This is a genomic window from Photorhabdus sp. CRCIA-P01, from assembly GCF_003545805.1.
GTDB classification, from domain to species: domain Bacteria; phylum Pseudomonadota; class Gammaproteobacteria; order Enterobacterales; family Enterobacteriaceae; genus Photorhabdus; species Photorhabdus antumapuensis.
In genome coordinates, this window is sequence record NZ_NMQR01000048.1 from 1 (window position 1) to 26968 (window position 26968).

General features: G+C 43.3%; 26 protein-coding genes and 2 pseudogenes. 17 read left to right on the top strand and 11 right to left on the bottom strand.

Annotation, left to right across the window (positions count from 1 at the left end; translation table 11 throughout):
- Positions 1–342 (bottom strand): annotated as a pseudogene (gene murQ, locus D3222_RS19925) (N-acetylmuramic acid 6-phosphate etherase); the annotation flags it as partial.
- 864 nt (positions 343–1206) lie between these two features.
- On the opposite strand from murQ, the gene D3222_RS25615 reads away from it, so the two are divergent.
- The 3 genes and pseudogenes from D3222_RS25615 to D3222_RS19940 all read left to right on the top strand — a co-directional run bounded on the left by D3222_RS25615 (position 1207) and on the right by D3222_RS19940 (position 3129).
- Entirely contained in the window at positions 1207–1428 is a 222-nt protein-coding gene (locus D3222_RS25615) for a hypothetical protein (protein WP_118987694.1), read from the top strand.
- A gap of 43 nt (positions 1429–1471) precedes the next feature.
- A pseudogene (locus tag D3222_RS19935) lies at positions 1472–1802 on the top strand (DUF1240 domain-containing protein).
- A gap of 436 nt (positions 1803–2238) precedes the next feature.
- Positions 2239–3129 (top strand): LysR family transcriptional regulator, encoded by an 891-nt coding sequence (locus tag D3222_RS19940; protein ID WP_118987695.1) that lies wholly within the window; start codon positions 2239–2241, stop codon positions 3127–3129.
- 367 nt (positions 3130–3496) lie between these two features.
- Here the strand turns inward: D3222_RS19940 and D3222_RS19945 are convergent, their stop codons facing one another.
- The 8 genes from D3222_RS19945 to D3222_RS19980 form a co-directional block, all read right to left on the bottom strand.
- On the bottom strand, positions 3497–4888 hold the full coding sequence (locus D3222_RS19945) for an FKBP-type peptidyl-prolyl cis-trans isomerase N-terminal domain-containing protein (RefSeq protein ID WP_118987696.1): 1392 nt from the start codon (positions 4886–4888) through the stop codon (positions 3497–3499).
- Positions 4885–5424, bottom strand: a complete 540-nt coding sequence (locus tag D3222_RS19950) for a hypothetical protein (protein WP_157975379.1) — start codon at positions 5422–5424, stop codon at positions 4885–4887. Before D3222_RS19950 ends, D3222_RS19945 begins: the two co-directional genes overlap by 4 nt.
- A 32-nt stretch (positions 5425–5456) precedes the next feature.
- A complete protein-coding gene (locus tag D3222_RS19955; RefSeq protein WP_118987698.1) occupies positions 5457–6287 on the bottom strand; it encodes an MrpH family fimbial adhesin in 831 nt (276 codons plus the stop codon).
- Positions 6288–6299: 12 nt separating this feature from the next.
- A complete protein-coding gene (locus tag D3222_RS19960; RefSeq protein WP_118987699.1) occupies positions 6300–6893 on the bottom strand; it encodes a fimbrial protein in 594 nt (197 codons plus the stop codon).
- A 42-nt stretch (positions 6894–6935) separates the two neighbouring features.
- Entirely contained in the window at positions 6936–7688 is a 753-nt protein-coding gene (locus D3222_RS19965) for a fimbria/pilus periplasmic chaperone (RefSeq protein WP_304598679.1), read from the bottom strand.
- Between the two features lie 225 nt (positions 7689–7913).
- Positions 7914–10490: an outer membrane usher protein gene (locus tag D3222_RS19970; protein ID WP_232832601.1), complete on the bottom strand. Its 2577-nt coding sequence runs from the start codon at positions 10488–10490 to the stop codon at positions 7914–7916.
- The gene (locus D3222_RS19975) at positions 10490–11056 is read right to left on the bottom strand and encodes a fimbrial protein (protein WP_118987700.1); all 567 of its coding nucleotides are present in this window, start codon (positions 11054–11056) and stop codon (positions 10490–10492) included. The genes D3222_RS19970 and D3222_RS19975 overlap by 1 nt, the downstream gene beginning before the upstream one ends.
- A gap of 159 nt (positions 11057–11215) precedes the next feature.
- On the bottom strand, positions 11216–11782 hold the full coding sequence (locus tag D3222_RS19980; RefSeq protein WP_118987701.1) for a fimbrial protein: 567 nt from the start codon (positions 11780–11782) through the stop codon (positions 11216–11218).
- A 685-nt stretch (positions 11783–12467) separates the two neighbouring features.
- On the opposite strand from D3222_RS19980, the gene D3222_RS19985 reads away from it, so the two are divergent.
- Positions 12468–13040 carry a tyrosine-type DNA invertase gene (locus D3222_RS19985; RefSeq protein WP_118987702.1) on the top strand — a complete coding sequence of 191 codons (573 nt, stop codon included), beginning with the start codon at positions 12468–12470 and terminating at the stop codon, positions 13038–13040.
- A 486-nt stretch (positions 13041–13526) separates the two neighbouring features.
- Here the strand turns inward: D3222_RS19985 and D3222_RS19990 are convergent, their stop codons facing one another.
- Complete coding sequence (locus D3222_RS19990; RefSeq protein WP_118987703.1) at positions 13527–15452, bottom strand: ABC transporter ATP-binding protein; 1926 nt, start codon at positions 15450–15452, stop codon at positions 13527–13529.
- Between the two features lie 121 nt (positions 15453–15573).
- On the opposite strand from D3222_RS19990, the gene kefG reads away from it, so the two are divergent.
- From kefG to slyD, 4 genes are all read left to right on the top strand, one after another.
- On the top strand, positions 15574–16125 hold the full coding sequence (kefG, locus tag D3222_RS19995; RefSeq protein ID WP_118987704.1) for a glutathione-regulated potassium-efflux system ancillary protein KefG: 552 nt from the start codon (positions 15574–15576) through the stop codon (positions 16123–16125).
- 3 nt (positions 16126–16128) lie between these two features.
- On the top strand, positions 16129–17973 hold the full coding sequence (kefB, locus tag D3222_RS20000) for a glutathione-regulated potassium-efflux system protein KefB (RefSeq protein ID WP_118987705.1): 1845 nt from the start codon (positions 16129–16131) through the stop codon (positions 17971–17973).
- Positions 17957–18160 (top strand): YheV family putative zinc ribbon protein, encoded by a 204-nt coding sequence (locus D3222_RS20005; RefSeq protein ID WP_118987706.1) that lies wholly within the window; start codon positions 17957–17959, stop codon positions 18158–18160. The genes kefB and D3222_RS20005 overlap by 17 nt, the downstream gene beginning before the upstream one ends.
- 88 nt (positions 18161–18248) lie before the next feature.
- Positions 18249–18827, top strand: coding sequence for a peptidylprolyl isomerase (gene slyD, locus D3222_RS20010; protein WP_118987707.1), 579 nt, complete (start codon positions 18249–18251; stop codon positions 18825–18827).
- A 105-nt stretch (positions 18828–18932) separates the two neighbouring features.
- On the opposite strand, the gene D3222_RS20015 is transcribed toward slyD, so the two are convergent.
- Positions 18933–19151, bottom strand: a complete 219-nt coding sequence (locus D3222_RS20015) for a protein SlyX (RefSeq protein WP_118987708.1) — start codon at positions 19149–19151, stop codon at positions 18933–18935.
- A 297-nt stretch (positions 19152–19448) separates the two neighbouring features.
- Between D3222_RS20015 and fkpA the strand changes: the two genes are divergently transcribed.
- From fkpA to tuf, 9 genes are all read left to right on the top strand, one after another.
- The gene (fkpA, locus tag D3222_RS20020) at positions 19449–20213 is read left to right on the top strand and encodes an FKBP-type peptidyl-prolyl cis-trans isomerase (protein ID WP_118987709.1); all 765 of its coding nucleotides are present in this window, start codon (positions 19449–19451) and stop codon (positions 20211–20213) included.
- Positions 20214–20498: 285 nt separating this feature from the next.
- Positions 20499–21221, top strand: a complete 723-nt coding sequence (locus D3222_RS20025; protein ID WP_118987710.1) for a helix-turn-helix transcriptional regulator — start codon at positions 20499–20501, stop codon at positions 21219–21221.
- Positions 21221–21616 carry a sulfurtransferase complex subunit TusD gene (gene tusD / locus D3222_RS20030; RefSeq protein WP_118987711.1) on the top strand — a complete coding sequence of 132 codons (396 nt, stop codon included), beginning with the start codon at positions 21221–21223 and terminating at the stop codon, positions 21614–21616. Before D3222_RS20025 ends, tusD begins: the two co-directional genes overlap by 1 nt.
- Before the next feature lie 9 nt (positions 21617–21625).
- A complete protein-coding gene (tusC, locus tag D3222_RS20035) occupies positions 21626–21985 on the top strand; it encodes a sulfurtransferase complex subunit TusC (protein WP_118987712.1) in 360 nt (119 codons plus the stop codon).
- 20 nt (positions 21986–22005) lie between these two features.
- Positions 22006–22293, top strand: coding sequence for a sulfurtransferase complex subunit TusB (gene tusB / locus D3222_RS20040; RefSeq protein WP_118987713.1), 288 nt, complete (start codon positions 22006–22008; stop codon positions 22291–22293).
- 135 nt (positions 22294–22428) lie between these two features.
- Positions 22429–22803 (top strand): 30S ribosomal protein S12, encoded by a 375-nt coding sequence (gene rpsL, locus D3222_RS20045; RefSeq protein ID WP_118987714.1) that lies wholly within the window; start codon positions 22429–22431, stop codon positions 22801–22803.
- A 97-nt stretch (positions 22804–22900) separates the two neighbouring features.
- A complete protein-coding gene (rpsG, locus tag D3222_RS20050) occupies positions 22901–23371 on the top strand; it encodes a 30S ribosomal protein S7 (protein WP_011144816.1) in 471 nt (156 codons plus the stop codon).
- Between the two features lie 80 nt (positions 23372–23451).
- Entirely contained in the window at positions 23452–25560 is a 2109-nt protein-coding gene (gene fusA / locus D3222_RS20055; RefSeq protein WP_118987715.1) for an elongation factor G, read from the top strand.
- A 73-nt stretch (positions 25561–25633) separates the two neighbouring features.
- Positions 25634–26818 (top strand): elongation factor Tu, encoded by a 1185-nt coding sequence (gene tuf / locus D3222_RS20060; protein WP_118987716.1) that lies wholly within the window; start codon positions 25634–25636, stop codon positions 26816–26818.
- Positions 26819–26968: the final 150 nt, after the last annotated feature.

Here is a 26968-nt window from a genome sequence, read left to right on the forward strand (position 1 = left end):
ATTCTCAACCGCATGTAGAATGGCCTGATGCCCTCCGGCAATTAATCCAACCACTTGTTCAGGTGTAGTGCCATAAGTTGGAGGGCATTCACTGGCATCCAGAATCCCTAATCGACCTGAAGTGCCAGCGCCGATATAAATTAAACGACCTCCCTGACGAAATGCTTCGGCAATTTTATCTACCGTTTCTGCAATTTTTGGCAAAGTTTGCTCTACCGCCAGTGCGACTTTTTTATCTTCATCGTTAATCAGTTTTAGCATTTCAAGGGTTGGCAAAGTATCAATGTTGGCACTGGCTGGATTGCGGCTTTCGGTTATCATGCTGTTGAGATTGATTTTCATGTTGCTTTCCTCAGAGAATATAAAAGGCAGATAGCATGAAATGTACCAAGATTTAAGGGGATTGATTATAGTGTTGATGCTCCTATGTTCATGGTTGTGATAGTTCAACCTACGAATAAACCTTATACCCCTCAACATTCAGGGTCTGCTGTACCAGTTCCGATTGAGGTATGGGTAACTGGTTCTTGAGGTTTGCTGGCAGCTGAGCCCTGCCGGGCATAGGCATTGCCTTTGATCATCTGAATATTGTAACCCCACAGCAATTGTGCCACAGGTTGTGGCACAATTGCCGACAGATTATTGACAAAGTGCTGGTTTTCTATCTGATATGTTGTTCTAAATTAAGTTTCGTTCACCAGACAGAGCTTATCGCCATGTTAAAAATACCTCATCCGTGAACGATCAAATTGGCTTAGTGGGGAAAATAGGTCAGAACATTTTTCACAATGAGAAAAACAAACCTCGCTATTTTAAACAAGGTTTATCAGCGGTCTAAACATATATTATTTATAGAGGCTTAACTTGTTTTCAATAAACTCTATACCCTTCATCTTTCAAGCTGCTGCTTTGTTGGCTGCTTTCACTCACCCCAGTCACATAGTGATCTATGCTCCTGGGGATTCATTCACTTGCCGCCGCGCTGCAACTCGAAATCTATTAGGTATATGGGGATTGGGCAATAAGGAATGAATAGTGGCATAGTTAAGGGAATGAAGTTCAGTATATTCTTTTCTGCGGCTCATCGGACGGTTGAGCTTATGTTTAAGGATAAGTACACTCTGGCTGATTTTTTAGGTAATATTGCGGTAGATTTGGCTAAGACAGTAATAACGGTCTGTGTTGCTTGGACTTGTTGGGTCTTTGATGTTAGTTACATCTGTTGCTGGTGCCAGTGTAGTTGGTGTTGCTATTATTGTGTTTCTTATAGGTGTCGGTGTTACTGTTGCACTTGATTATATAGATAAAAAATATAAAATTAGTGAAGCTGTTATTAATTTAATTAAAAAAGAAATGGAGAGAAAGTCAAGAACTCCAGAAGCTGATCTCAATCAAATTTTTTATAATTGTGGGAGATATTGTAAATAATAAAATAATACGTATTATTTGCGCAATTTTTATATTGGCTTTAATGTCGTTTTCATGTTTATAGTAAGTGAATATTTGATTTCGTTGGTTTTAATGGATGAGAAAATAACATTTTCAGGTGGTGTTTCTATTTTCCTTTAATTTTATATTATATTGCTTTGGTTATCTTTATTAATATAACTGGTCGTTATCCAAAGAGTTACGATATTTTTAATAAATATTTTTGTTCGATAGCTATTATTTCAATTGTTTTAAGTTTCCCTACATCTTTGTATGTGAATTATAAATTAAAAAGTGATAACTATTTAGTATGTCCAAGAATATCCTGGATGTCGCCGAATACCTATGTAAAAGATATTAAACTATGTGATTAATATTAGTCTTATTGGTGGAGGGGAGGCGAAAAATGAATCTATTATAGTCGTCCTCATTTTGATTTAAAAGTTAGGATTAATGGTTATATTTTCAGAATGATGATTTCCAGCTATATTTCTCTATCCTATATAGTAGAAAATACATGTCATTGGGTGTATAGGAATTACTGTATGGAAAACATCTAAAAATCGGAAAATTTATTATCTTTTAACGCATTTAATTTAATTAAATTATTTACTCATTTATCTTATAGAGTAGAAAGGAATTATGGTAAAAGTAAATTATTGTCAACATTTTTATAATAAATTAATTGATCATCTTATAATTGTTGTTTAATCTATATTTAATTAATTTCAGTTAAGTCTTAAAAGATTTAGTTTATTATTGAAATAATAACGTAAGAAAGTATGAAAGATAAACCCGAATGGTGGAGATATGGATATACGTAATCTTAAAGCTTTTATCGTGTTAGCTGAAACACTTAATTATCATAAGGCTTCTCAAATACTACATATTTCTCAACCTGCATTGACTAAGAAAGTTAATGCACTGGAAGCGGAATTTGGGGCTCTTTTGTTTTCCAGAGGACCAGGTGGTACCAGGTTGACTGATTTTGGACAAAAAACCTTTGAGAATGCTCAGAAATTACTGGGCCATTTTGAGCAATTTCAGATTCAGGTTAATCATGATTTGCAAGATGATACGCCACATTACCTTTATGTTAGCTCTTGTTTTCCTATTCATGATTCTGGAAAAATGGAAGAGCGGATTTTTCTAGGTAGGAAGGAAAAAGCCGTGCTTGTGCTAATTACTGGTCTGACATTTGAGCAGCAAATGAATCTATTAAACTCTGGTTTATTACATATCGCCATTGTTCCTCTACCATTAACTTCATCACTTATGCCTAGAAAGATTTTTACTGAAAAACTCGTTTATCTTTTTAAAAAAGGCAGTGATTGGTTCCAGAATTTTACAGAATTAAGTGCTGAAATGGCATCGTTGTATCAGCTTATTGACATGGATGAGAATGATACACCAATTGATTTTACTGATGGCATTAACGCATTTTCTATTTATGATAATAGTATGAATTTAATGTTAAAAACGAATGATATCATGGTGATGATTGAATTGATAATTAAACGTAATGGTTTTTCTTTAGTCCCGGAAAAAGTTATTCGTTCAATTCCATCACAATGTTTGGATTTATTAGAGGTGTTAGAAACCGATATGGAGATTGATTTTGGTATCTTATGCAGCCCAGTTATTGAGTATGGATTGATAAATGAAGCAGAATTATTCTCTTCATTTATTGATAATATGTAAATGAGGAATCATAGTATAATATTTTTAATGTAAAATAAACTATTGATAAGTTAATGTTATTATATGGGCTGGGGAAATAAATTAGATATCATAGTTGTTTATTTAAATGTTACTATTAATAGTAAGCATTTTATAGGCTATTATTAATAATATTTTATCAATTCTCCAATGGTGTAATTGATGTAAAGTGATTAGAAGTTATTAATAGGGATTATCTCCTAAGATATGTAAAAATATCGTAATATGGAAGAGGGGAATGTTGTTATTGTTTATCTAAGCTTGGGTTAAACAAGAATAATTTTGTTGTGTCTGATAACGGCCTGCAACAATTACGCCTATTGGGAGAAGATGTCAAAATGGTTTATTTTTACTGAGGTTTAATCCCCTTCAGGTGATAGACCAAGACAGTAAACGGGGCTACCCCTTTCGGCATCGGCAAGTTGCCATACACGGTCTTAGCTAAAGCATAGACATCAACTTCTGCACCTTCACCCAACAATGGAAGCGCCTCACGCACTACGGCTGGTATATCATCGTCAGCGGTAAGTGTCAGTGTTGGAATAGCGCTTAAAGTGGCGCCATCAACAATCTGTTCAGACAAGGCTAGCGAAACCGGTGCATCCTGATCCTTAATAGGGCGACCTTTCTTTACCACAAAGTACACCAAGCCATTGACTTTCTTCGCTGGTTTGTGTCCGGCAGCTTTTTTCGCAATTAGAGCTTCGCCCGCCTTGACCTTGGCATTTACCTGTTTTTGTAATTGCTTCGCAAAGGTCAGGTAATATTTATCCATATCACTGCGTTTAAGCTGTATGCGATTGCGTAATCCATCAGTCAATCCGGCAATCACTCGAGCAGGATCTAGAGACAACCCACTTTCCGCATAACTCGCTAGTGTCTCTTTTAGCCCCGAAGCCATTGCTTGGCCTACTACATAGTCACGCTTACGGTTATCGCTATCGAGCGGTACACTCACGGACTTATTGGCTTTTACCGCTCGATCATTAGCCCTCACTAGTTGATAACGAGTAGAAACCAATGCCGTCTCTAACTGTACTCGAACAATGTCAGCTTCTCTGAACTGTTTACGCACTGCCTCTAGCTGCGCTTGTGCTTCTTTGAACTGATGCTGTGCAGCCGTCAGCAGGGTCTGATTATCACTTAACTGTTTTTGTAACGTATCCTTCTGCTCCTGCACTTCTACCCTGACTGATTGGTGGTCAGATAGCTGCTTACGGCTCTTCTCCAGTTCAGTCTGGGAAGACTTCAACTCTGCGATACTATCGGTAAGTTGTCTTTTAAGTGAGGTAACCTGTTGAGCTTGGCGCAAAGCATCCTCAGTCGCACGGTTAGCCTCAGTCTGAGATTGAGCGGCTAACTTTGTTGTCAACATTTTAAGCTTAAGGTTCAGCTTTTCCATCTGAACTTTAAGCTTACGATTTTCCGCACGCAATACTTTACGGGCTACTGCTTCGCTACCACCGGATGCGGCCCCTATACCAACAAGAATTGATGTTCCAACTGCATGCTTTGATGCACTTCTGTTTGAAGATGCTTCACCAGATTTGGATTGTTGCGCCATTAGCGTACTCAGACCATAATCAGAATCACTGGCGCTTTCCATCAAGCTATCCACCGAGAACGCGCCGCCAGGAGGTGTATAGTTTCCACTTTCTGCCGCACTCGCAATATCAACCGTTCCAAAAAAACCAATTAATAACCAAGCACAGCGACGAAGATGCATTCGTACACAACTCATTGTGTATCTACCTGATTAATTAATGCCAATGATAAGTCGTTCTTTATACGATAACACAAACTGGTAAGAGCATACTGATACTTAGGACGTACTAAGTCATTGATATCCTCACTGATCCCGTTAGCTACCGCCAAATATTGACTACCCGTACGGGCAATGCGATCAAATTCGGCCTTGTAGCGTGTGTATTTAGCGCCACTGAACTGTTTCAATGCCTCTAATTCGCGAGTACATTGTGCCAATTTACCGGAATTGCTGTCAGCAGAGGGCTGCACATTTCCGGTAAAACGACAATCACCGCCTCCAGATTCAGGGGATAATGAAGAATGAACCAATGTCTTAGAGGTTGACGATACTTTTATTTTACTTGATGTCGGCACTCTCTTCGGTGTGAGCTCTTGAGCACATCCTGTTAAAAGAAATGCGATTGCTAATAGTAGGTAAAAATAACAACCATAAGATACAATGCAGTGCCCTGTTATTTTCCGAACCTGCAACATCACACATATATGTTTAAGAACAAACAAGTTATTCACCTTATTACTCCCCAGCATCCTTAGTATCAAAACTAATTAAAAGCCATAATCACAATAACATCTCCTGAATAGGCACCTGCACCAACTTTACCCAATGATTGAAGTCTGGATGAAAAAGAAAATGAATAGAGATTATTTCCACTTACCGTTATTGGAACACCATTCCAAGCATTTGAACCATTGATATCCACATCGGAGTAAAGTGTTTTTTCAGGATTTAAATAAATAAACTTTTCACCCGTTGAGGATTTTGTATATAAAGTCAGGTTAGCTGGCAATGTGCACTGCACATTTCCTGTTATTGTTTTCTTATTCCCGTTGAGATTTTCTTGCCCCAAATTGCCATGATCAATTACAGATGGCAAAGAAAGACTGCAAGATTGCTTGACTGATGGCACCTTGCCACAAACACTACCAGGCCACTGCTGTGCATCTGAACGATGTGGATCAGGTTGGTGTCGAATATAAAACAATCCTATACAATCTGCCTCAGGGGATCGCAAAAGGAACTTTGCTCGATATGGCAACGGAAATGCTTTTTTGTACTCCCTGGCTACCTCCTTCCTAGTCTTAAATTGAGAGATTCTAAGACAATGATTATCCAGTACACAGCTACCATACATCCCCGGGTTTACAGGGGCAATGCGATATTTCACATCTGGACCAACATAACAAAACACAGATTCGTAACATGGGTTTCGGTCGGTATCATTTTCCGTCCAGTCAACTACTTGTAGAACTACACGAGTGTCTGAACCGCTTTGGTACATATCAATAGGCGTAACAAAGGCTCCTGCATTTACCTCTATAAATGGAACACCAGCCAATGTCATGAAAAAAACAAGATAGAAAAAGCCCCTCATATTTCCTCCATTTCACTCATAGTCCAACATAAACGTCGAAATAGCCGAGAACTTACCAAATACTATTGAGTGATTTTTGATAGCAGAAGGCTCCCCTTGCACATAGGCTTTAAAGTCCAGCGTGGCATTGCCATTATTTAAACTGTATTTTTTAACAGTCTTGTTTATCGAAATAGGTTCTCCAGCCAGAGATTCTATTCCAACCGCTGCCCCTGATGCTTGACTTCCCGGTTGAAAAGCCAAAAACCCAGGAAGCTCATTATTTTCCTTACCTAGAAATTTTATATTCACCTCCCGAGCTCTTGTCACATCACAGTTTATGAGGTGAATTGAAAACGTTTTACTATGACTACGTTCATTTTGATAAAGGTGTTTTCCGAACACTGTATCGAAGTCCACGGTAATTGCATCATCTCCAGGCTGGATACCGCAAGCTTCTCTAAGTACATTAACTTTTATACGAACAATGGATTCAAATTTATCCTTCGCATTACACACTGAGCTTATCGAAAGCAAGAGCAATAACGCTTTAAGAACATGTAACAGGTTATGCCGACAAAAGAACGGCGTCAGTCCATCTCGATCTGGCTTTAGGATGGTGTTCATACATGCCTCCTTTACTGAGCTACCCCAATTTCAGCAAACATCTCAACCGGCTTTACTACTTTTCACGGTACAAGTGCCACCACTACAACCAAGCACTAATTTTGGCCGACCACCGAAATCATTGATGAATATCAGTACAGGACTGTTACCCATTGCTGACGCACTGCCACCTAACACAGCACTGCTTTTTGGTGGGATCATCATCGGATTAAAACCGGATACCGCTGCCCCGTTTAGGCTGGACGACGCTGATGCAATAGTCACGTAGTACGGCGTCGGATTGTTAACCACGTAGTGATCCCCTTGTCGAGTCATCGTTAACTTCGCTTGATAGGGATTTTCGTGGTCTGTTCGGCCAACAACAATAGCCTTTGGCCGATAAAACAATTTGATACGTGTTTGCAGCGCAATCTGCAATGTGTTGGGTTTGTTGGCCTTCGGCGGAATTTCCCGGAGGTTGAAATAGAACAGCGTCTCTTTATCCTGAGACAACATGTTGATGCCCTGAGTGACTTGCAACTTCACTTGGCTTTTGGCCCCCGGCTCTACTCTCTGAAGTGGCGGTAGTGCAGTCAGTGGAGTGTTAATCTTGTTGCCATGTTCGTCCTCAATCCAAGCCTGCGCAAGATAGGGCAACTCTTTATTCTGGTTACTGATACTAAGGCTCATTGATCTATCTTCCCCATTAAACACCGCGCGGGTGCGATCGAGGGCAATAGCTGCATTAGCTTGCTGAACAGCCAGAATACCGGCCAACATGACAGCAGAAGCCGCCGCGTTTTTTTTCATTGTCATACTCATGCGGTTGTACTTATCTTTAGGCAACATTTCCATTCATCCACCCCACACTTTTATTAATCTTCTGGAAAGAACCACCATCCCTGCCCGCCTGGAATCTAGTACGAATGGCCCCTTATTACGCAAATATGGTTGATATCACGGCTAAATCTAATCACGCAGCACATACTTACGCGGCTTACGGCTCTCCACACTTGCATTACGCGTCCAGTTTGTCTTAACTCACTTTCCACTGTCGCCGGCTGGTGTAACAACTGCCTTTACAGTGCCACTACCACTACTCCCTTTAACACGTCGACAAGGTAACAACAGGTTATTCATCAAGTTGGCTAGAAGAGATTTCGGCAATGTGATGAGACACTGTATGCGACCGTTCCAATGCACACTCATGTTCTCACCTGGATTAATGCCGGTTAACCACACACTTCCTTCATCATTCACGATGCCAGTTTGCACTTCACGTTCGTTCATCACGACAGCGCCAAATGGAGGAACCGTACCGTCTGTCAACTTAATAATGGCCATTGCCTTCTCGCCGGCGATCATCCCAAACTTGCGATAACCAATAGCGCCTTCCGTTAGCGTGCCTTGTACCACCGAGCGAGTGGCATCCACGTTATCCGCCAGTTGGTTCACGTCCACATTAACGCTGCTGCGGTAGTAACTGTTGATATCACTCACCACCGCTTTACCAAAAACGTTGGTATGGGTCACACTGCCATAACCGCGTATTGGTACACCACCAATCCCATCAGCATCGATCATCATGCGTGTTCCCCCTATCATGTTGATACGGTGTAGCGCCGCTCCATCCACCGTCGCCGTTATTCCCCCCTGAAGTGACAGCCCCATAGCGCTATATTCACTTCCACGGAAATTGGCATTCGCTGTCAACTTAGCTATATCCCCCTCATGGGTGAAATAACCACTACCAATACTACGTCCGCCTTGACCGTTACCAACATTAATCCGATATGCATTGTTGTCATCGATACGGTCATAGTAACCCACAGTATTACTGCTATTACGGCTAAGCTGACCGTCATAGGTTATTGTGCTATTTTCACCCCACGGCACAGCCATACTCAGATACAAACCGTCATCATTAGTGTCGTTGTATTGAGTCCGATATGCCGTTAGGCTCAGGCTAATGTTTTTAAAACGTCCGATGTCGAAATAACGCGATAGTGACAGGTTATAAGTATCGTTGTTCGGACGGTCCCAGTAGGTCTGATGGCCGTAGTTCAGATAAACGCTAAGCCCCATTTCCTTAAACTGTTTGTTAAACGTAATGGTATAGAACTCTTTACCTCTTCCATTATTGACACCGTAATAACGCGCCTCTAAATACTGCGACATGCTCATGAAGTTACGTTCTGAGAAACGGTAACCTGCAAATGTTATCTGGCTATCGTATTCATCAAAGCGTTTAGAATAGCTAACCCGATACGAGCCTCCTTGTTTGGTGTCATCATGCAGAAACTGAGCTCGCGACTGCGTCACATCAAATGACAATGCACCAAACGCGAGCAAGTCACGGCCGATACCGATAGCCAGAGCGTTATAGCCCCTGGCCAGCAAAGCTCCTCCGTACAGCGACCAACCGTTGTTCACCCCCCAAGAGAATTCTCCAGTTGCAAAGCCCGGCCCCTTACTGCGATGCTTAATGTCTGATGGTTTACCGGCGGCAATCTTGTAACGAACCATACCTGGACGTGTCAGATAGGGTACATTAGCGGTATTCACCTGGAAGGTCTGTACGCTGCCATCCTGCTCCTGTACCTTCACATTCAGCTTGCCATTCACCGCAGTATTCAGATCCTGAATACTGAAAGGACCTGCTGCCACCTGAGTTTCATAAATCACACGCCCTTGCTGACTGATGGTCACCTTGGCATTGGTTTTCGCCACTCCAGTCACTTCCGGCGCATAACCACGCAGGTTCGGTGGCAGCATGTTGTCGTCCGATATCAGACTGGCTCCGATGTAACGGAAACTGTCAAACATCCCAGAGTTGAGGTAGTCTTCCGCCAACGTCAGTTTGGCACGCAGAGCGGCTATCACACGGTAGGCATAGTAGCGGCCCCACTCCCAGCTTTGCTGGGCACTTGCTAACTGCCCCGTCGTATGGCTGTACTGCACCTGCCAATCGGCCCGCAGACGCCAAGGTCCCAAGTTGGCCCCAACTGTTCCGTTACCGCTCAAGGATTGCGCTTGGCTGCCTGCACCTGACTGATTTGTCACTTGTGCATTGACGCTGTAGTCAAATAACATACCGGAGATCCCATTGTCCCAACGTGACGGCGGATCCCAGTTTTCCACGGTATATTCTAAGTAAGCCTGCGGCATGCTGATGTATAGTGCCTCAGCGCCCAAGTCACCTCGAACTTCCATACCTTTCAGAGAAGCTATTTCTAGGCACTGGCCGTTATGCCACCAAGTAAGCTGACGGACTGCATCCGCTTTAAGTCCCAGTTGATCAACCATCTTTAGCGTCAGGCACGCTTCACTGCCTTTCGGATCATGATCAGGAGCAATGAACTGTACCGTCTGCTCGGGCAATTCGTTTTTATTCAAGCGTAATACCATCTGGTAGCTACCTTGCATAATGTAGCCAGCCTGGGAAAACTGACTTAAGTCAATACGCGCCCGATCCTTGACATCAAGAACATCCGTGTTGAATTCCACTCTATCGGCAGCCTTGACCACCTGCATGCCACAAAGAGCCAATAAGATACACAGTGCCACCGAGCTATCCCTCGCTCCACAAAGTAGCGATGGCATGGCGGGTCCTTTCATCAGAAATAATCCAGTTTGAAACGTATCATGGTGTGGAGGGCCTCGGCGCGTAACACTTGGTGAGCTGTTACCAGACGTAAAGTATAATCCAGCCGCATTGAGCTTATTTGCAGATCCTCTACAGGCATTGGTTTGCCCGGCACGACTACCGCTCCTGTACTGTCCGATATCTGTAATCCCACACCACTCGCCTCACCATTCATGCTAAACAAGTCGTTACGAGCAGCCGTACCATCAAAAGTCACTCGAAAGTGTGACCTGCTCAGGCGATTCAGTAATACGGGAGTCAACAGACAATTAATCAACTGTATACTTAAAAGCCGTATCGGCTCGTGACCACCGCGGATAATTTGTCCGACCAAAATAGATGATATGTCGATGGTCTGATCTTGATTGCCCAAAGCAATTGTACACGGTGTATCAATGATGGAGCCTTGCATGTTGACGCGGCCATGCTCTTGGCTGATAGCCATTGCCATAAATGACAATATCAGACTGGCTAGCACTAACAACGTCAGCAGGGAAGGCAACATCTTAGAACAGGTTGGATGGCTAAGAAGAGTCATCTCGCTCCCCAAAATTCGGTTTACCGGCAAATTCATTTCCCTAATCTTGTAGGGACCCCTCTTTCCCGCTGTTTCCCCTGTCAGCCTGAAGGCTAGGCCACAGCGGGAAAGAGAAACAGATAGACTTTCCAACGCACAGAAAGGCTTCTTTCACCACCTTTATTGGTAAGCCAGAGTGAAGTTAGCCACAGCGGTGAAATCACCAGGAACGATAGTCGCAGAAGCCCCGTCACCTTGTAAGAAAGCAGCGAAGTGCATGGTCGAATCGGAACCATCGGTGATGATTGTGGGTGAACTCTGTTGTCCCAGTTTGATAAGTTTGGCGTTATCGTTGGTGATACCAATAGCCGCACCAGAGGCCGAACCAACAATTGCCAATAGGTCCTTATTCACAGAAGATGGTGTCCCAGAGAAAGTCGCCGTTACAATCTTCTTTTCCAAGCCGTTAGCATCACAGTCTAGTAAACGGATATTAAAAGGAACCGGCGTGGATTTACCACCTCCTGCCAGTGCTTTGTTGGAAATCTGCCCAAGCTTCACAGTCTGATCGTCATCACCGGGGTGGATGGAACAAGGCGCATCAATAATAGAACCTTCAAAAGTCACTTTTCCTTGGCCTTGGTTAGTATTTTTAGTACTGGCGGGCGGCTTGGTCTGCGCATTGACAGAACCTGCTGTTAGGGTTACACCCAATCCGAGAGCGATAACTAATGTATTCAATTTCATGTGAATTAATTCCTTAAACTTAAGGATAAAACCATACAAAAGTAGCAGTGTGGAACTTCAGCTCCTACACCAGATATCCAATGCAAAAAGGGTCTTAAAATCTCATATCAACATTTTTTAAAACCAAACAAAATGCACCAAACTGTTTTGTTTAGTTATAAATATTAAAATAGATAATATTTTGGAATTAATATCCAAAAAAAGACATTAATTTAAACTTATAAACTTTCTAATTGATTGATATCTGATTAAGTTCAAACAAATCAACTGATTTTTTACAAAATAATATTGATAAAATATTAAAAGTAATAAAAAGATTTTAAAAAAACTATATATTACAAATGGTTATATGTTGTTAGTCTGGAGAGGCATAAAAGTTGACCTAGGTTATAGTTTTGTGTAAAACTATTAACAGTTTGGTGCATTYTGTTTRGTTTTTTGTTGTAAAATAGTTTCTTAATATTTAATAAAAATTCTACATCTTGATATCTTCCATTAAAAAATTACTGTTCAATGATATATGTAATTTCATATTTATATATGAAGAATATTTTATTCTTTATTATGATAAATAAATGGAATTTTAGATCAGTAATTCCATTAAATCTCTATTAATTGATATAGTTTGGTTGATTAATATTCTCTATCGGTAACTATCTGCCCAAATCTCACAGGAACTATTTTCATGAAGAAGCGTAAGTTCTTAACCAGACATGAAATTGATGCGATTTTAGAAAAAGCACGTCAGGGGCGTCATGCTGAGCGGGATTATTGCATGCTACTCATGTGTTTCATTCATGGGTTTAGAGTCAGTGAGCTATGTAATCTGACACTATCCGATCTTGATCTTAGCTCGGAAATTATTCACGTAAGACGATTAAAAGGGGGACTATCAACAACACATCCACTGGTGCCTGAAGAGCTTAATGCGTTAAATCAATGGATTAATATCCGTAAGAGCTGGAGAGAATCAGACACATCGTGGGTTTTTTTATCACAAAAATCAGGTGCGATTTCACGCTATCAGGTTTATAGTTTGTTAAAACATTACGGCAGACAAGCATTAGTCGATATTTCACCTCATCCACATATGTTAAGACATGCCTGCGGCTATGCTCTTGCTGATTTGGGAAGAGATACACGCCTTATTCAGGATTATCTCGGTCACCGCAATATATCCCATACTGTTATTTACACAGCAAGCAATGTAAAACGGTTCTCCAATATATGGGAAATTCCTTCAAAAGGATTCAGTTAATACCTTCTTTCTATAAAATGTATTGTGATATGAGAAATTATTTCTCTTACAACAAAAAAATATTATCTGATTATAAGAAACCCTCATTAATGTTGAGCTAATGAGGGTTTTTCATTAGTCAATGATAATTATGAATATCATAGAATACTGATTTTTATTTATTATAATTGTTTTTTTAATTTATTATGGATTAATACATTACGTTATTAAGTAAAAATATGAATTTAACATATATAGATTAATAACCTACCTTGATCCTCCTTGAATAGTGAATGAAGCGTCGATTGTAATAGTGAGAAATTGCTAATTAGACAACTATATTGGAATTGAGAAAACACATAAATGTACATGTGAATTTTAACTGATATCCGAGGATTAATTGAAATTATCTTGAATTTTTTACTCAACGATATACTCACTTATCGAAAATAAAGCGGATTATTTTTTCCGCTTTATTTTTTATTGAATGATAATTTGTAAAATTATTTATCCTTCAAACTCTTGTGTCATTTTTTCAAGTTGTTCCTGAATTTCCATCCATGCTAATTCAATTTCTTCCAGTTTTGATTTGGTCTGATTTTGTTTTTGTAGATATTCAGTTAATTCGGTTTTACGGCTGCTATCATAAATAGCGCTGTCTGAAAGTTGATTTTCTAGTGCAACCAATTCGCCACCCAGTTTCTCCATCTGTTTTTCCAGATCAGCAAGCTGTTTGCGCAATGGCTGTGTTTGGTTACGGAAGTCAGCTTGACGCCGTTTTTGATCTTTTCTTTCCTGAGCACTTTGGCTGGATGTTTCTTTTTCCTTATCGTTGTTTTCACGTATTTGCTGATTTTGTTGACGTTGTTGATCCGTCAGCCATTGTTGATAATCTTCTAAATCGCCATTGAACGATTCTACCCGGCCATCATAAACCAGATACAACTCATCTGTTGTTGAACGTAATAGATGCCGGTCGTGGGAAACCACAACCAATGCACCGTCAAAGTCGATCAAAGCTTCTGTCAGTGCTTGACGCATATCCAGGTCGAGGTGGTTCGTTGGTTCATCAAGTAACAGAAGGTTAGGGCGCTGCCAGACCATCAATGCCAAAACCAAACGTGCTTTTTCTCCCCCGGAAAAACGTCCACTTGGGTCAGTCACTTGATCGCCTTTGAAACCAAAGCCTCCCAGGTAATCCCTAAGTTGCTGCTCTGTTTCCTGTGGCGCCATGCGGACTAGATGCTGTAATGGTGATTCATCAGCACGCAAATATTCTAGTTGATGCTGAGCGAAATACCCCAGTTTGATCCCTTTAGCTAATTCGACTTCTCCACTCTGAGATTGCAGTTCACCTGCCAACAGTTTAATCAACGTGGATTTACCCGCACCGTTACGGCCAAGCAGGCCAATGCGAGAGCCGGGAACCAGATTCAGTTTGATGGAATTTAAAACCGTCCGTTCGCCATAGCCTGCGCTGACCTTTTCCATTTTCAGGAGTGGGTTTGGCAGACTCTCCGGTTTACGGAAACTGAAATGAAATGGGTTATCAACATGGGCAGGGGCGATTGATTCCATCCGCTCCAGCATTTTGATACGGCTCTGAGCTTGCTTGGCTTTGCTGGCCTTGGCACGGAAACGGTCAATATAGCTTTGCAGATGGGCAACTTTCTCTTGCTGACTTTTATAAAGGGCCTGTTGTTGCGCCAGTTTGGTGGCGCGCTGGCGTTCGAAAGATGAGTAGTTGCCGCTGTACTCAAACAGAGATTGTTGCTCTATATGGAGGATCTTATCGGCAATCGGGTCGAGAAAATCCCGATCATGGGAGATAAGGATTAATGTTCCAGGGTAGCTTTTCAGCCATTTTTCCAACCAGATAACCGCATCCAGATCAAGATGGTTAGTGGGTTCGTCAAGCAACAGCAAATCAGAACGGCAAAGTAGTGCCTGAGCCAGATTGAGGCGCATGCGCCATCCACCGGAAAATGCACGTACAGGTTGATCAAGTTGCTCTTGAGAGAAACCTAAACCGTGCAGTAGACTTGATGCTCTTGAACGGATCGTCCAAGCTTGAATCGTGTCCAGTTGACCATGCAGATGAGCAATCAGATTACCGTCATTTTTTTCATTGGCTATCCGCAGTTGTTGTTCCAGTTGACGGAATTCACGATCACCATCAATGACATATTCCAGAGCAGGTATTTCCAGTGCCGGCGTTTCCTGATTCACCCAGGAAAGCGCCCAGTTACTGGGAAAAGTGAATGCTCCTGCTTCAGCCTGAAGCTCATTTTTTAATAATGCAAGTAGAGTAGATTTACCACAGCCATTTTTCCCTACCAGACCCACTTTCTGTCCGGGATTGATAATGGCGCTGGCATTGTCCAGCAGAACACGAGTTCCGCGATGAATTTGTAATGAAGAGAAAACAATCATAAGTATCGTTTGTATAGAATATGTTAAATTAGCAATAACAGATAATAAGCGTTTTATTTTATAACTTTGTATGCATGGTAACGGAAAATACGTGTCCTGACACGTTCTTGAGGAGGGAACGATGTTACAGCCGCCTAAAGTCCTGCTGCTGTATGCCCATCCTGAGCCACAGGATTCAGTAGCAAATCGTGTTTTGTTACAACCTGTGCAGGGTTTAGAGCATGTTACGGTTCACGACTTATATGGAGCTTATCCAGATTTTTTTATTGATGTTCATCATGAGCAACAGCTACTTCGAGAGCATCAGGTGATTGTCTTTCAACACCCACTGTATACCTACAGTTGTCCCGCTTTATTAAAGGAGTGGATGGATCGTGTGCTGACACGGGGGTTTGCCAGTGGTATTACCGGGTTGGCATTACAGGGAAAATATTGGCGTTCAGTGATTACTACTGGGGAGCCGGAAGGCGCTTTCCAGGCTGATGGGTATAATCTCTATTCAATGGAAGAGATCCTTCGTCCTTTTGAACTCACCGCGGCGATGTGCCGTATGCATTGGTTATCACCAATTATTATTTATTGGGCACGCCGTCGAAAACCTGAACTTCTTGCCATCCATGCTAATGCTTATCGTGAGTGGCTCAAATCGCCATTATCATTAGGAGGGCTATAAGTTATGGAGCATTCAGCGCAATTGAGCGCCGGTGTATTGTTTTTATTTGCTGCCGTTGTAGCAGTGCCAATCGCACAGAAATGCAGGATTGGGGCAGTATTAGGCTATTTGTTGGCAGGGATTGTCCTTGGCCCGTGGGGGTTGAGCTTTATCAGGGATGTTGATGATATTCTTCATTTCTCGGAGTTGGGGATTGTTTTTCTGATGTTCATCATCGGTCTTGAGCTTAACCCTTCTAAACTCTGGCTACTCAGACGATCTATTTTTGGTGTTGGTGCGGCTCAGGTTATTTTCACGGCGAGTGTGCTGGCTGTGTTGTTATATCTGACGGATTTTTCATGGCAAGCGGCGGTTATTGGTGGTATCGGTATGGCGATGTCCTCAACGGCAATGGCTCTGCAACTCATGAAAGAGAAGGGCATGAACCGCAATGAAGGCGGGCAGCTTGGTTTCTCGGTTTTACTATTTCAAGATATGGCGGTGATCCCGGCTTTGGCATTGATTCCGCTGTTGGCTGGTGGAACAGCATCCGGTGACTGGTATCGAATAGCATTAAAAATTGCTGCTTTTGCTGGCATGTTGCTCGGTGGCCGTTATCTGTTACGTCCGCTGTTTCGTTTGGTCGTCAGAGCTGGAGTACGTGAGTTATTTACTGCGGCGGCGTTACTGGTGGTACTCAGCTCGGCGCTATTTATGGAAGCGCTCGGTTTTTCCATGGCACTGGGAACCTTTATCGCCGGGGTATTACTGGCAGATAGCGAATACCGCCATGAACTGGAAATATCCATAGAACCGTTCAAAGGATTGCTGTTGGGGTTGTTTTTTATTTCGGTCGGCATGTCTCTGAATCTAGGGGTATTACTGATACATCTGTCCGAAGTACTACTTGGTGTGCTGGTTTTGGTGATTGTGAAAGGCATTGTTCTGTATCTTATCGCAATGAGTGCTGGTTTACGGGGGGCATCCTGCCTGCAATTTTCCGGCGTACTCAGCCAGGGGGGAGAATTCGCCTTTGTTCTGTTTTCTGCCGCACTGAGTCAGAATGTGCTCAATAGTGGGCAGATAGCTTTGTTGCTGGTCGTAGTGACGATATCGATGATGACAACGCCGCTTGTCATGCAATTGATAGATGCTATTCTGGCACGCCGTTATAATGCCCAAGATGAGACGGATGAACAGCCCTTTGTGGAAAATGATGATCCGCAGGTGATTTTAGTGGGTTTCGGCCGGTTCGGACAGGTAATCGGTCGTCTTCTCATGGTGAATAAAATCCGTATAACGGTGTTAGAGCGCGATGTCAGTGCTGTGAGTACTATGCGGCGTTATGGTTATAAAGTTTATTATGGTGATGCGGCTGAATTGGAGCTGCTACGTTCGGCAGGCGCGGATAAAGCCAAAGCGATAGTCATCACCTGTAATGAGCCGGAAGATACCATGATGATCGTTCATTTATGCCAGAAACATTTCCCGAATCTGCATATTATGGCGCGAGCCAGAGGACGCCTGGAAGCGCATGAACTGCTACAAAATGGAATAGAAAACTTCACCCGTGAAACTTTCTCCAGTGCCCTGGAACTGGGGCGTAAAACCTTAGTCGAATTGGGAATGCATCCGCATAAAGCTAATCGAGCAAAACAACATTTCCAGCGGTTGGATATGCGGATGCTGAGAGAACTTATGCCGCAGCTACAGGGTGATGTGGCTCACATATCTCGTATAAAAGAGGCGCGACGGGAACTGGAAGAGTTGTTCGAACGGGAAATGCTGAATGAACGTCGCCAACCGGATGGTTGGAATGAGCATGAATACATGAATAATAGTGGAGCAAATCATGTCAGTAAGCCGTAAGAGATTTATTGCCGGTGCTGTCTGCCCAGAATGTCACTCTCAGGACACGCTGGCAATGTGGCAAGAAGATCAGGTGGATGTGGTGGAATGTGTCCATTGTGGTCACCAACAACGCCAGACTGATGAGAAAGCGACCTCTCATGTCAGAAAGCAGGAGCAGGTTATTGGTATTTTTACCCCACAATAATTATGTGAATATTAGCGCGAGTGAGTACAGAGACTGAAAATTCCGCTACAATCGGTAAAAATTTTTAGACCCACGGGTAGGAGATGTCATGAAAGTAGCAAAAGACTTGGTAGTCAGCTTGGCTTATCAAGTAAGAACAGAAGATGGTGTTTTAGTTGATGAGTCACCGGCGAGTGCGCCGTTGGACTATCTGCATGGCCGTGGCTCATTGATCAGTGGGTTGGAAAAGGCGCTAGAAGGCCGTGAGGCGGGTGAAAGTTTTGATGTCAGCGTACAGGCTGATGATGCCTATGGTCAGTATGATGACAATTTGGTTCAGCGTGTGCCAAAAGATGTCTTTGTTGGTGTTGATGAACTGGAAGTTGGCATGCGTTTCCTGGCTGATACCGATATGGGGCCAGTGCCCGTAGAAATTACAGCAGTTGAAGATGAGCATGTTGTGGTTGATGGTAACCATATGCTGGCTGGTCAGAATCTGAAATTCAATGTTGAAGTCATTGCCATCCGTGAAGCGACCGAAGAAGAGCTGGCTCATGGTCATGTTCATGGTGCTCATGGTCACGAACATGGTGAGGGGTGCTGCGGTGGTCACGGCGGCGATGACGATGGCCATCATCACCATAATGAAGGGCACGATGGATGCTGCGGTGGTGGCGGTTGCCACTGATAAGCTAAAGCGGATAGTGGACTTTTAATATTTAAAAAAAACGGGGCAAGTTTGGAATAGTTGGTTTCAATGCTTGCCCTAATTTATTGTGATTTAATGCTTTTCCTAGTAATGAGGCGGAGGGGTTTCCTCAGATTGTGAAGCGATCATTGAGGGTTGAGTGGCTTTCAATCGTTCTGTCATCAACCGCAAATGCTCTCTTAATTTAGTTATCTCCATTTGCTGCTCAGTCACTACCTGATTTAATTCTTCGATAGTTATTTCTTGAAAGGCAATTCGACTTTCTAAATTTTCAAGCCGTTGTTCAAATTCTGACAGATCCATGATTTCCTCCCGTTTCAGGCCCTGTATTGCCCGTGTTAGATGCCTCATATTAATTAAGAGTAGCCTACTATGCCCAGAATATTCTGTGAAATGCGGTTATTATGAAACTTCTTGTCATTCATGTTGTCTTAACACCTTTGGGGCACTAAAACAGCAAACCTTGTGTTCAGCAAACAATTGTGTTTGGTAAACATGGTGTTTGGTAAACATTGTGTTGTGCTCCTGTAGACAGTTATAGTGACTTGATTGCATAACTTTTGCTGACGGTAAAATCCCCCAAAGCTATTGGAGAAACAGATGAAATCATTGTTTAAAGTTACCCTGCTTGCTACCACATTAGCGATGGCTTTCAGCGCCCCTCAGGTGTTGGCGGCTAAAGCAGATAGTCAGAGTAGCACAGAATTGAACAGCGCATTTAAAACAGAAGATCAGCAAAATGCTTATGCTCTGGGCGCATCTTTAGGGCGTTATATGCAAAACACCCTGAAAGAACAGAAATCTCTGGGTATCCCATTGAATAAAGATCAATTGTTATCGGGTGTGCAGGATGCTTTCAATAATAAGAGCAAACTGACTGACAGCGAAATTGAAAATACGCTGCGTGCATTTGAAGGTAAAGTGAAGTCTGCCGCTGAAGCTAAGATGGAAAAAGAGGCCCGCGAGAATGAAGCTAAAGGCGCTAAATATCGTGAAGAATTTGCTAAGGAAAAGGGTGTCGTTAAGAGTAAAACCAGCCTTTTATATAAAATAGAGAAGGAAGGCAGCGGTAAGAAGCCTGTGGCAAGCGACACGGTAGTTGTGAACTACCGGGGGACATTGATTGATGGTAAAGAGTTCGATAGCTCCTATAAGCGTAATGAACCCCTTTCTATTCGCCTGGATAGCGTTATCCCAGGTTGGACGGAAGGTTTACAGAATGTGAAAAAAGGTGGAAAAATTAAACTGGTTATTCCACCAGAGCTGGCTTATGGTAAAGCGGATCTGCCGGGGATTCCTGCAAATTCGACATTAGTATTTGATATTGAGTTGCTGGATGTTAAAGCGGATACCAAAGCTAAGTAAGCTGTGCGCTAAATATCTTTAATGAATACGGATAAAACCGTTGGTAGAGATTCTGTCAACGGTTTTTTGTTACTGAAAGCTGTGATAGAGACCAAATGTCTGAGTAGCAATGGCTTGACGATAATGTCATGTGGTTTTAACGTGAATATTTCATGTGGGTGCAAAGATCTTTGATTGAGATCTCTGTTAAGCTGCAACAATTGAATTTTCACAAGAAATTTTTATAGAATTATCACGTTGTGTTTTTAGCAAGACGTTGTCTGCGATTGAAGGATGGTGTATTTAATGTCTAACCCGTTATTATCTGGTGATATCAGTGATGTCGATTTACTGGAAAACCAACCGTTTACTGAAACGGACCACGAAATTTTAAAGTCTTATGAAGCCGCGGTTGATGGCTTAGCCATGCTAATTGGTGGGCATTGCGAGATTGTCCTTCATTCATTGGAAGATCTTAAATGTTCAGCTATCAGAATAGCTAACGGAGAACATACAGGTCGTAAAATAGGTTCACCTATTACTGATCTTGCGCTGCGTATGTTACATGACATTACAGACGAAGATTGTAGTGCATCCAAAGCCTATTTCACCCGAGCAAAAAGCGGTTCATTGATGAAGTCAGTCACGATTGCGATCCGCAACCGGAATCGCCGAGTGATCGGCCTCTTGTGCATTAATATGAATCTTGATGTCCCTTTCTCTGAAATTATTCAGACATTTATTCCAGAGGAAACACATGATGTCGCTCCAAATGTAAATTTTGCCTCATCCGTGGATGATTTGGTGGCGCAAACGCTGGAATATACTATCGAAGAAGTCAATATTGATCGCGGTGTATCCAATAATGCCAAGAACAGACAGGTGGTTCTGAATCTCTATGAGAAAGGCATTTTTGATATTAAAGATGCAATCAATCAGGTTGCCGAGCGTTTAAATATTTCTAAACATACTGTTTACCTCTATATTCGCCAGTTTAAAAATGGTGAATGTTTAGGGCCAGAGCGGTAATGTCTTCGTTGTCTTATTGTCTGCTGGTTACGGGGCCTGCATATGGCACCCAACAAGCCAGCAGTGCTTACCAGTTCGCGCAAGCCTTGATGACGATGGGGCATAAACTTAATACCGTATTTTTTTATCGGGAAGGGGTTTATAACGGCAGTCAGTTGACTGTACCAGCCAGTGATGAGTTTAACTTGGTTAGCGCATGGCGGATGATGGCAACGGAGCACCGGTTTAGCATGCACATTTGTATTGCCGCAGCCCTTCGCCGTGGTGTTCTTGATACTCAGCAGGCGAGTGAATTGAATCTACCGGTAGCAAATCTGGCTGAACGGTTTGAATTAAGCGGATTGGGAACACTGGCTGAAGCCATGTTGACTTGCGACCGTGTGGTGCAATTCTGAGAGGCAAAAATGAAAAAAATTGCTTTTGTCTTCACTAAAACACCTCATGGTGATGCAGGGGGTAGAGAAGGTCTGGATGCATTGTTGGCAACTTCGGCATTAACAGAAAAGATAGGTGTATTTTTTATTTCTGACGGTGTACTCCAACTACTACCCGATCAGCAGCCTGACAGAATTCTTGCCAGAAACTATATCGCTACTTTTAAGGTGTTGCCTTTGTACGATATCGAAGAATGTTATTTGTGCCGGGAAGACCTTGTTACGCGTGGGTTAAGCTCAGTTAATCGTTTTGTTCTGGATGCGGAAGTGATATCCGCGGAAACGATCAGGGAGAAACTGGTTGACTATGATGTTGTGCTGACATTCTGAGCTATTGGAAGGACAATGATATGCTATATACTGTTAGCCGATCGCCTTATCAATGTGATTTCAATGTGATATCCAAACTGCTTGCTAGTGGTGATGATATCTTGTTTATCCAGGATGGTGTATTGGCAGGTATTGAGGGTAATTGCTATCTGCCGGTGTTGATCAGTCGTGGTGCTACATTGTATGCGCTGAAAGAAGATATTGAGGCGCGGGGATTGGACAATCAGGTTTCAGACAAAGTGCAAGTGATCGACTATACTGACTTTGTTAACCTGACGGTAAAACACCATCAACAATTCGCCTGGTAGTTGAGAAAAAGCTGTATATTTCTTGACACCCTGGCGAGTCAGCCATAAAATTCCGCGTCCTCGTGTTTTGCCGTTGGGCAGACAAGAGATTTAATCCGTGTTTACGAAGCAAAAAAACCAGGAGTTTTTTTAATAATGTCAACTATTAACCAGCTGGTGCGCAAACCCCGTAGCACGAAGGTTGCAAAAAGCAACGTTCCTGCTCTGGAAGCTTGCCCGCAGAAGCGCGGCGTATGTACTCGTGTATATACCACCACCCCTAAAAAACCAAACTCCGCACTGCGTAAAGTATGTCGTGTGCGTTTGACTAACGGTTACGAAGTTTCTTCTTACATCGGTGGTGAAGGCCACAACTTGCAGGAACACTCCGTAATTCTGATCCGTGGCGGTCGTGTTAAAGACTTGCCAGGTGTGCGTTACCACACTGTTCGCGGTGCACTGGACTGTTCTGGTGTTAAAGACCGTAAACAAGGTCGTTCTAAGTACGGTGTGAAGAAGCCAAAAGCTTAATGGTTCTCCGTTAAGTAAGGCCAAACATTATTTACTTTAATGTCAAAATAAACTCGTAGAGTTTTGGACAACCCTGAATTCGAAACGGAGTATTTCCATGCCACGTCGTCGTGTAATTGGTCAGCGTAAAATTCTGCCAGATCCAAAGTTTGGATCTGAATTACTGGCCAAATTTGTCAATATCCTGATGGTAGATGGTAAAAAATCTACTGCGGAAGCAATTGTATATAGTGCGCTTGAGACCCTGGCTCAGCGTTCTGGTAAAGAACACTTGGAAGCGTTTGAACTCGCATTGGATAATGTGCGTCCAACTGTGGAAGTTAAGTCCCGCCGTGTTGGTGGTTCTACTTATCAGGTTCCAGTTGAAGTTCGTCCGGTTCGTCGCAATGCGTTAGCAATGCGCTGGATCGTTGAAGCTGCTCGTAAACGCGGTGATAAATCCATGGCTCTGCGCCTGGCGAACGAATTATCCGATGCAGCCGAGAATAAAGGCACTGCTGTTAAGAAACGTGAAGACGTTCACCGTATGGCAGAAGCTAACAAGGCGTTCGCACACTATCGTTGGTAATCCTATCGTAGTGATGATGCCCTGGGTGGCTGTTTTGCCACCCAGATTTACATTGAACGTCCTAGGAATAGAGGAATCAAATGGCTCGTACAACACCCATTGCACGCTACCGTAACATCGGTATCAGTGCACACATCGACGCTGGTAAAACCACCACTACCGAACGTATTCTGTTCTACACTGGTGTAAACCATAAGATCGGTGAAGTTCATGATGGCGCTGCTACTATGGACTGGATGGAACAGGAGCAGGAGCGTGGTATTACCATCACCTCCGCAGCAACGACTGCTTTCTGGTCAGGTATGGCTAAGCAGTTTGACGCGCACCGTATCAACATCATCGACACCCCAGGGCACGTTGACTTCACCATCGAAGTAGAACGTTCCATGCGTGTTCTTGACGGCGCCGTAATGGTTTATTGTGCGGTTGGTGGTGTTCAGCCACAGTCCGAAACCGTATGGCGTCAGGCAAATAAATATAAAGTTCCACGTATCGCGTTCGTTAACAAAATGGACCGTATGGGAGCGAATTTCTTACGTGTTGTTGAGCAGATCAAAACTCGCTTGGCGGCAAACCCAGTACCTCTGCAATTAGCCATTGGTGCGGAAGATGTGTTCACCGGTGTTGTTGACCTGGTGAAAATGAAAGCCATCAACTGGAACGATGAAGATCAGGGAACCACCTTCACTTACGAAGAGATCCCAACTGATATGCAGGATCTAGCGGAAGAATGGCGTAGCAATTTGATTGAAGCCGCTGCGGAAGCATCAGAAGAGCTGATGGAAAAATACCTTGGCGGTGAAGAACTGACCGAAGAAGAGATCAAAGCGGGTCTGCGTCATCGTGTTATGACTAACGAAATCATCCTGGTTACTTGTGGTTCTGCCTTTAAGAACAAAGGTGTTCAGGCGATGCTGGATGCCGTTATTGAGTATCTGCCAGCGCCAACGGATGTTGAGTCCATTAAAGGTCTTCTGCCAGATGGTAAAGATACTCCGGCAGAACGTCATTCTGACGACAACGAACCGTTCTCGGCACTGGCGTTTAAAATCGCTACTGACCCATTCGTTGGTAACCTGACCTTCTTCCGTGTCTACTCTGGCGTGGTTAATTCCGGTGATACCGTTCTTAACCCAGTGAAAGATAAAAAAGAGCGTTTTGGCCGTATCGTTCAGATGCATGCTAACAAGCGTGAAGAAATCAAAGAAGTTCGCGCAGGCGACATCGCAGCTGCGATCGGTCTGAAAGACGTGACTACTGGTGATACTCTGTGTGATATCAGTTCTCCAATCATTCTGGAGCGTATGGAATTCCCAGAGCCGGTAATCTCTGTTGCGATCGAGCCGAAAACTAAAGCCGACCAGGAAAAAATGGGTATCGCTTTAGGTCGTCTGGCTCAGGAAGACCCATCATTCCGCGTGTCTACCGATGAAGAATCCGGCCAGACTATTATCGCGGGCATGGGTGAGCTTCACCTAGACGTTCTGGTTGACCGTATGCGTCGTGAGTTCAAAGTTGAAGCGAACGTCGGTAAACCTCAGGTTGCTTACCGTGAAACCATCCGTACTACTGTTGAACAAGAAGGTAAATTTGTTCGTCAGTCTGGTGGTCGTGGTCAGTTTGGTCACGTATGGCTGCGTATTGAGCCAATGGAAGCAGGTGGCCCAGGCTACCAATTCGCTAACGAAATCGTTGGCGGTGTTATTCCTAAAGAATATATCCCTGCTGTAGATAAGGGTATTCAGGAACAAATGAAGAATGGTGTTCTGGCCGGTTACCCGATTGTTGACGTTAAAGTAGCAGTGTTCGATGGTTCTTACCACGAAGTTGACTCCTCTGAAATGGCGTTCAAAATCGCAGGTTCTATGGGCTTCAAAGAAGGCTTCATGAAAGCGAAACCAGTTCTGCTGGAACCTATCATGAAAGTTGAAGTTGAAACTCCAGAAGACTACATGGGTGACGTTATCGGTGACCTAAACCGTCGCCGTGGTATGATTGACGGTATGGAAGATATGACTACCGGTAAAATCGTACGTGCTCAGGTACCATTATCTGAAATGTTTGGTTATGCTACTGACCTGCGTTCTCAGACCCAAGGTCGTGCTTCTTACTCCATGGAGTTCCTGAAGTACAATGAAGCGCCGAGCAACGTCGCTCAGGCTATTATCGAATCTCGTAAAGCTAAATAAGTTTTTCGGGTTTAATATCTAGATTCAGCTCCCTCTCCAATATGATGAGGGAGCGATATTAAGGAATAGAGTCGTGTCTAAAGAAAAATTTGAACGTACAAAACCGCACGTTAACGTTGGTACTATCGGCCACGTTGACCACGGTAAAACTACCCTGACTGCTGCTATCACTACTGTACTGGCTAAAACCTACGGTGGTAACGCTCGTGCATTCGACCAAATCGATAACGCGCCAGAAGAAAAAGCGCGTGGTATCACCATCTCTACTTCTCACGTAGAATATGATACCCCAAGCCGTCACTATGCACACGTTGACTGCCCAGGCCACGCCGACTATGTGAAAAACATGATCACCGGCGCGGCTCAGATGGACGGCGCGATCCTGGTAGTTGCCGCGACTGACGGTCCAATGCCACAGACGCGTGAGCACATCCTGTTAGGCCGTCAGGTAGGCGTTCCTTACATCATCGTGTTCCTGAACAAATGTGACATGGTAGACGACGAAGAGCTGCTGGAACTGGTTGAGATGGAAGTGCGTGAGCTGCTGTCTCAGTATGATTTCCCAGGCGACGACACGCCAGTAATCCGTGGTTCTGCTCTGAAAGCACTGGAAGGTGATGCAGAGTGGGAAGCCAAAATCATCGAACTGGCAGAAGCCYTGGACAGCTACATCCCAGAACCCGAGCGTGCAATTGACCAGCCATTCCTGCTGCCAATCGAAGACGTATTCTCTATTTCAGGCCGTGGTACCGTGGTGACCGGTCGTGTAGAGCGCGGTATCGTTAAAGTGGGTGAAGAAGTTGAAATCGTGGGTATTAAAGACACGACTAAAACCACGTGTACGGGTGTGGAAATGTTCCGCAAACTGCTGGACGAAGGCCGTGCGGGTGAGAACGTGGGTGTTCTGCTGCGTGGTACCAAGCGTGACGAAATCGAACGTGGTCAGGTATTGGCAAAACCCGGTTCAATCAAGCCACACACCACTTTCGAATCAGAAGTTTATATTCTGAGCAAAGACGAAGGCGGCCGTCATACTCCGTTCTTCAAAGGCTACCGCCCACAGTTCTACTTCCGTACAACTGACGTGACCGGGACTATCGAACTGCCAGAAGGCGTGGAAATGGTGATGCCAGGTGATAACATTCAGATGATTGTTACCCTGATTGCACCAATCGCGATGGACCAGGGTCTGCGCTTCGCAATCCGTGAAGGTGGCCGTACAGTAGGTGCTGGTGTTGTTGCTAAAGTTATCGCATAATTTTTTGATGTGATTACTCTAAAAGGGCATCAACTGATGACCTTTTTGTACGTTGTTTTATAAGAACCTATCTCATCAATAGTTGTTTTTAATTATTGGTGAGATAGGCTCTGATACAACGAATTGGCTATATATCTCTCAGATATACAA

Bases quoted from the DNA above. Each gene is read 5' to 3' on its own strand.
- D3222_RS25615 (WP_118987694.1), top strand. From the start codon at position 1,207: ATGTTAGTTACATCTGTTGCTGGTGCCAGTGTAGTTGGTGTTGCTATT.
- D3222_RS19940 (WP_118987695.1), top strand. From the start codon at position 2,239: ATGGATATACGTAATCTTAAAGCTTTTATCGTGTTAGCTGAAACACTT.
- D3222_RS19945 (WP_118987696.1), bottom strand. From the start codon at position 4,888: ATGAGTTGTGTACGAATGCATCTTCGTCGCTGTGCTTGGTTATTAATT.
- D3222_RS19955 (WP_118987698.1), bottom strand. From the start codon at position 6,287: ATGAGGGGCTTTTTCTATCTTGTTTTTTTCATGACATTGGCTGGTGTT.
- D3222_RS19960 (WP_118987699.1), bottom strand. From the start codon at position 6,893: ATGAACACCATCCTAAAGCCAGATCGAGATGGACTGACGCCGTTCTTT.
- D3222_RS19965 (WP_304598679.1), bottom strand. From the start codon at position 7,688: ATGACAATGAAAAAAAACGCGGCGGCTTCTGCTGTCATGTTGGCCGGT.
- D3222_RS19970 (WP_232832601.1), bottom strand. From the start codon at position 10,490: ATGAAAGGACCCGCCATGCCATCGCTACTTTGTGGAGCGAGGGATAGC.
- D3222_RS19975 (WP_118987700.1), bottom strand. From the start codon at position 11,056: ATGACTCTTCTTAGCCATCCAACCTGTTCTAAGATGTTGCCTTCCCTG.
- D3222_RS19980 (WP_118987701.1), bottom strand. From the start codon at position 11,782: ATGAAATTGAATACATTAGTTATCGCTCTCGGATTGGGTGTAACCCTA.
- D3222_RS19985 (WP_118987702.1), top strand. From the start codon at position 12,468: ATGAAGAAGCGTAAGTTCTTAACCAGACATGAAATTGATGCGATTTTA.
- D3222_RS19990 (WP_118987703.1), bottom strand. From the start codon at position 15,452: ATGATTGTTTTCTCTTCATTACAAATTCATCGCGGAACTCGTGTTCTG.
- kefG (WP_118987704.1), top strand. From the start codon at position 15,574: ATGTTACAGCCGCCTAAAGTCCTGCTGCTGTATGCCCATCCTGAGCCA.
- kefB (WP_118987705.1), top strand. From the start codon at position 16,129: ATGGAGCATTCAGCGCAATTGAGCGCCGGTGTATTGTTTTTATTTGCT.
- D3222_RS20005 (WP_118987706.1), top strand. From the start codon at position 17,957: ATGTCAGTAAGCCGTAAGAGATTTATTGCCGGTGCTGTCTGCCCAGAA.
- slyD (WP_118987707.1), top strand. From the start codon at position 18,249: ATGAAAGTAGCAAAAGACTTGGTAGTCAGCTTGGCTTATCAAGTAAGA.
- D3222_RS20015 (WP_118987708.1), bottom strand. From the start codon at position 19,151: ATGGATCTGTCAGAATTTGAACAACGGCTTGAAAATTTAGAAAGTCGA.
- fkpA (WP_118987709.1), top strand. From the start codon at position 19,449: ATGAAATCATTGTTTAAAGTTACCCTGCTTGCTACCACATTAGCGATG.
- D3222_RS20025 (WP_118987710.1), top strand. From the start codon at position 20,499: ATGTCTAACCCGTTATTATCTGGTGATATCAGTGATGTCGATTTACTG.
- tusD (WP_118987711.1), top strand. From the start codon at position 21,221: ATGTCTTCGTTGTCTTATTGTCTGCTGGTTACGGGGCCTGCATATGGC.
- tusC (WP_118987712.1), top strand. From the start codon at position 21,626: ATGAAAAAAATTGCTTTTGTCTTCACTAAAACACCTCATGGTGATGCA.
- tusB (WP_118987713.1), top strand. From the start codon at position 22,006: ATGCTATATACTGTTAGCCGATCGCCTTATCAATGTGATTTCAATGTG.
- rpsL (WP_118987714.1), top strand. From the start codon at position 22,429: ATGTCAACTATTAACCAGCTGGTGCGCAAACCCCGTAGCACGAAGGTT.
- rpsG (WP_011144816.1), top strand. From the start codon at position 22,901: ATGCCACGTCGTCGTGTAATTGGTCAGCGTAAAATTCTGCCAGATCCA.
- fusA (WP_118987715.1), top strand. From the start codon at position 23,452: ATGGCTCGTACAACACCCATTGCACGCTACCGTAACATCGGTATCAGT.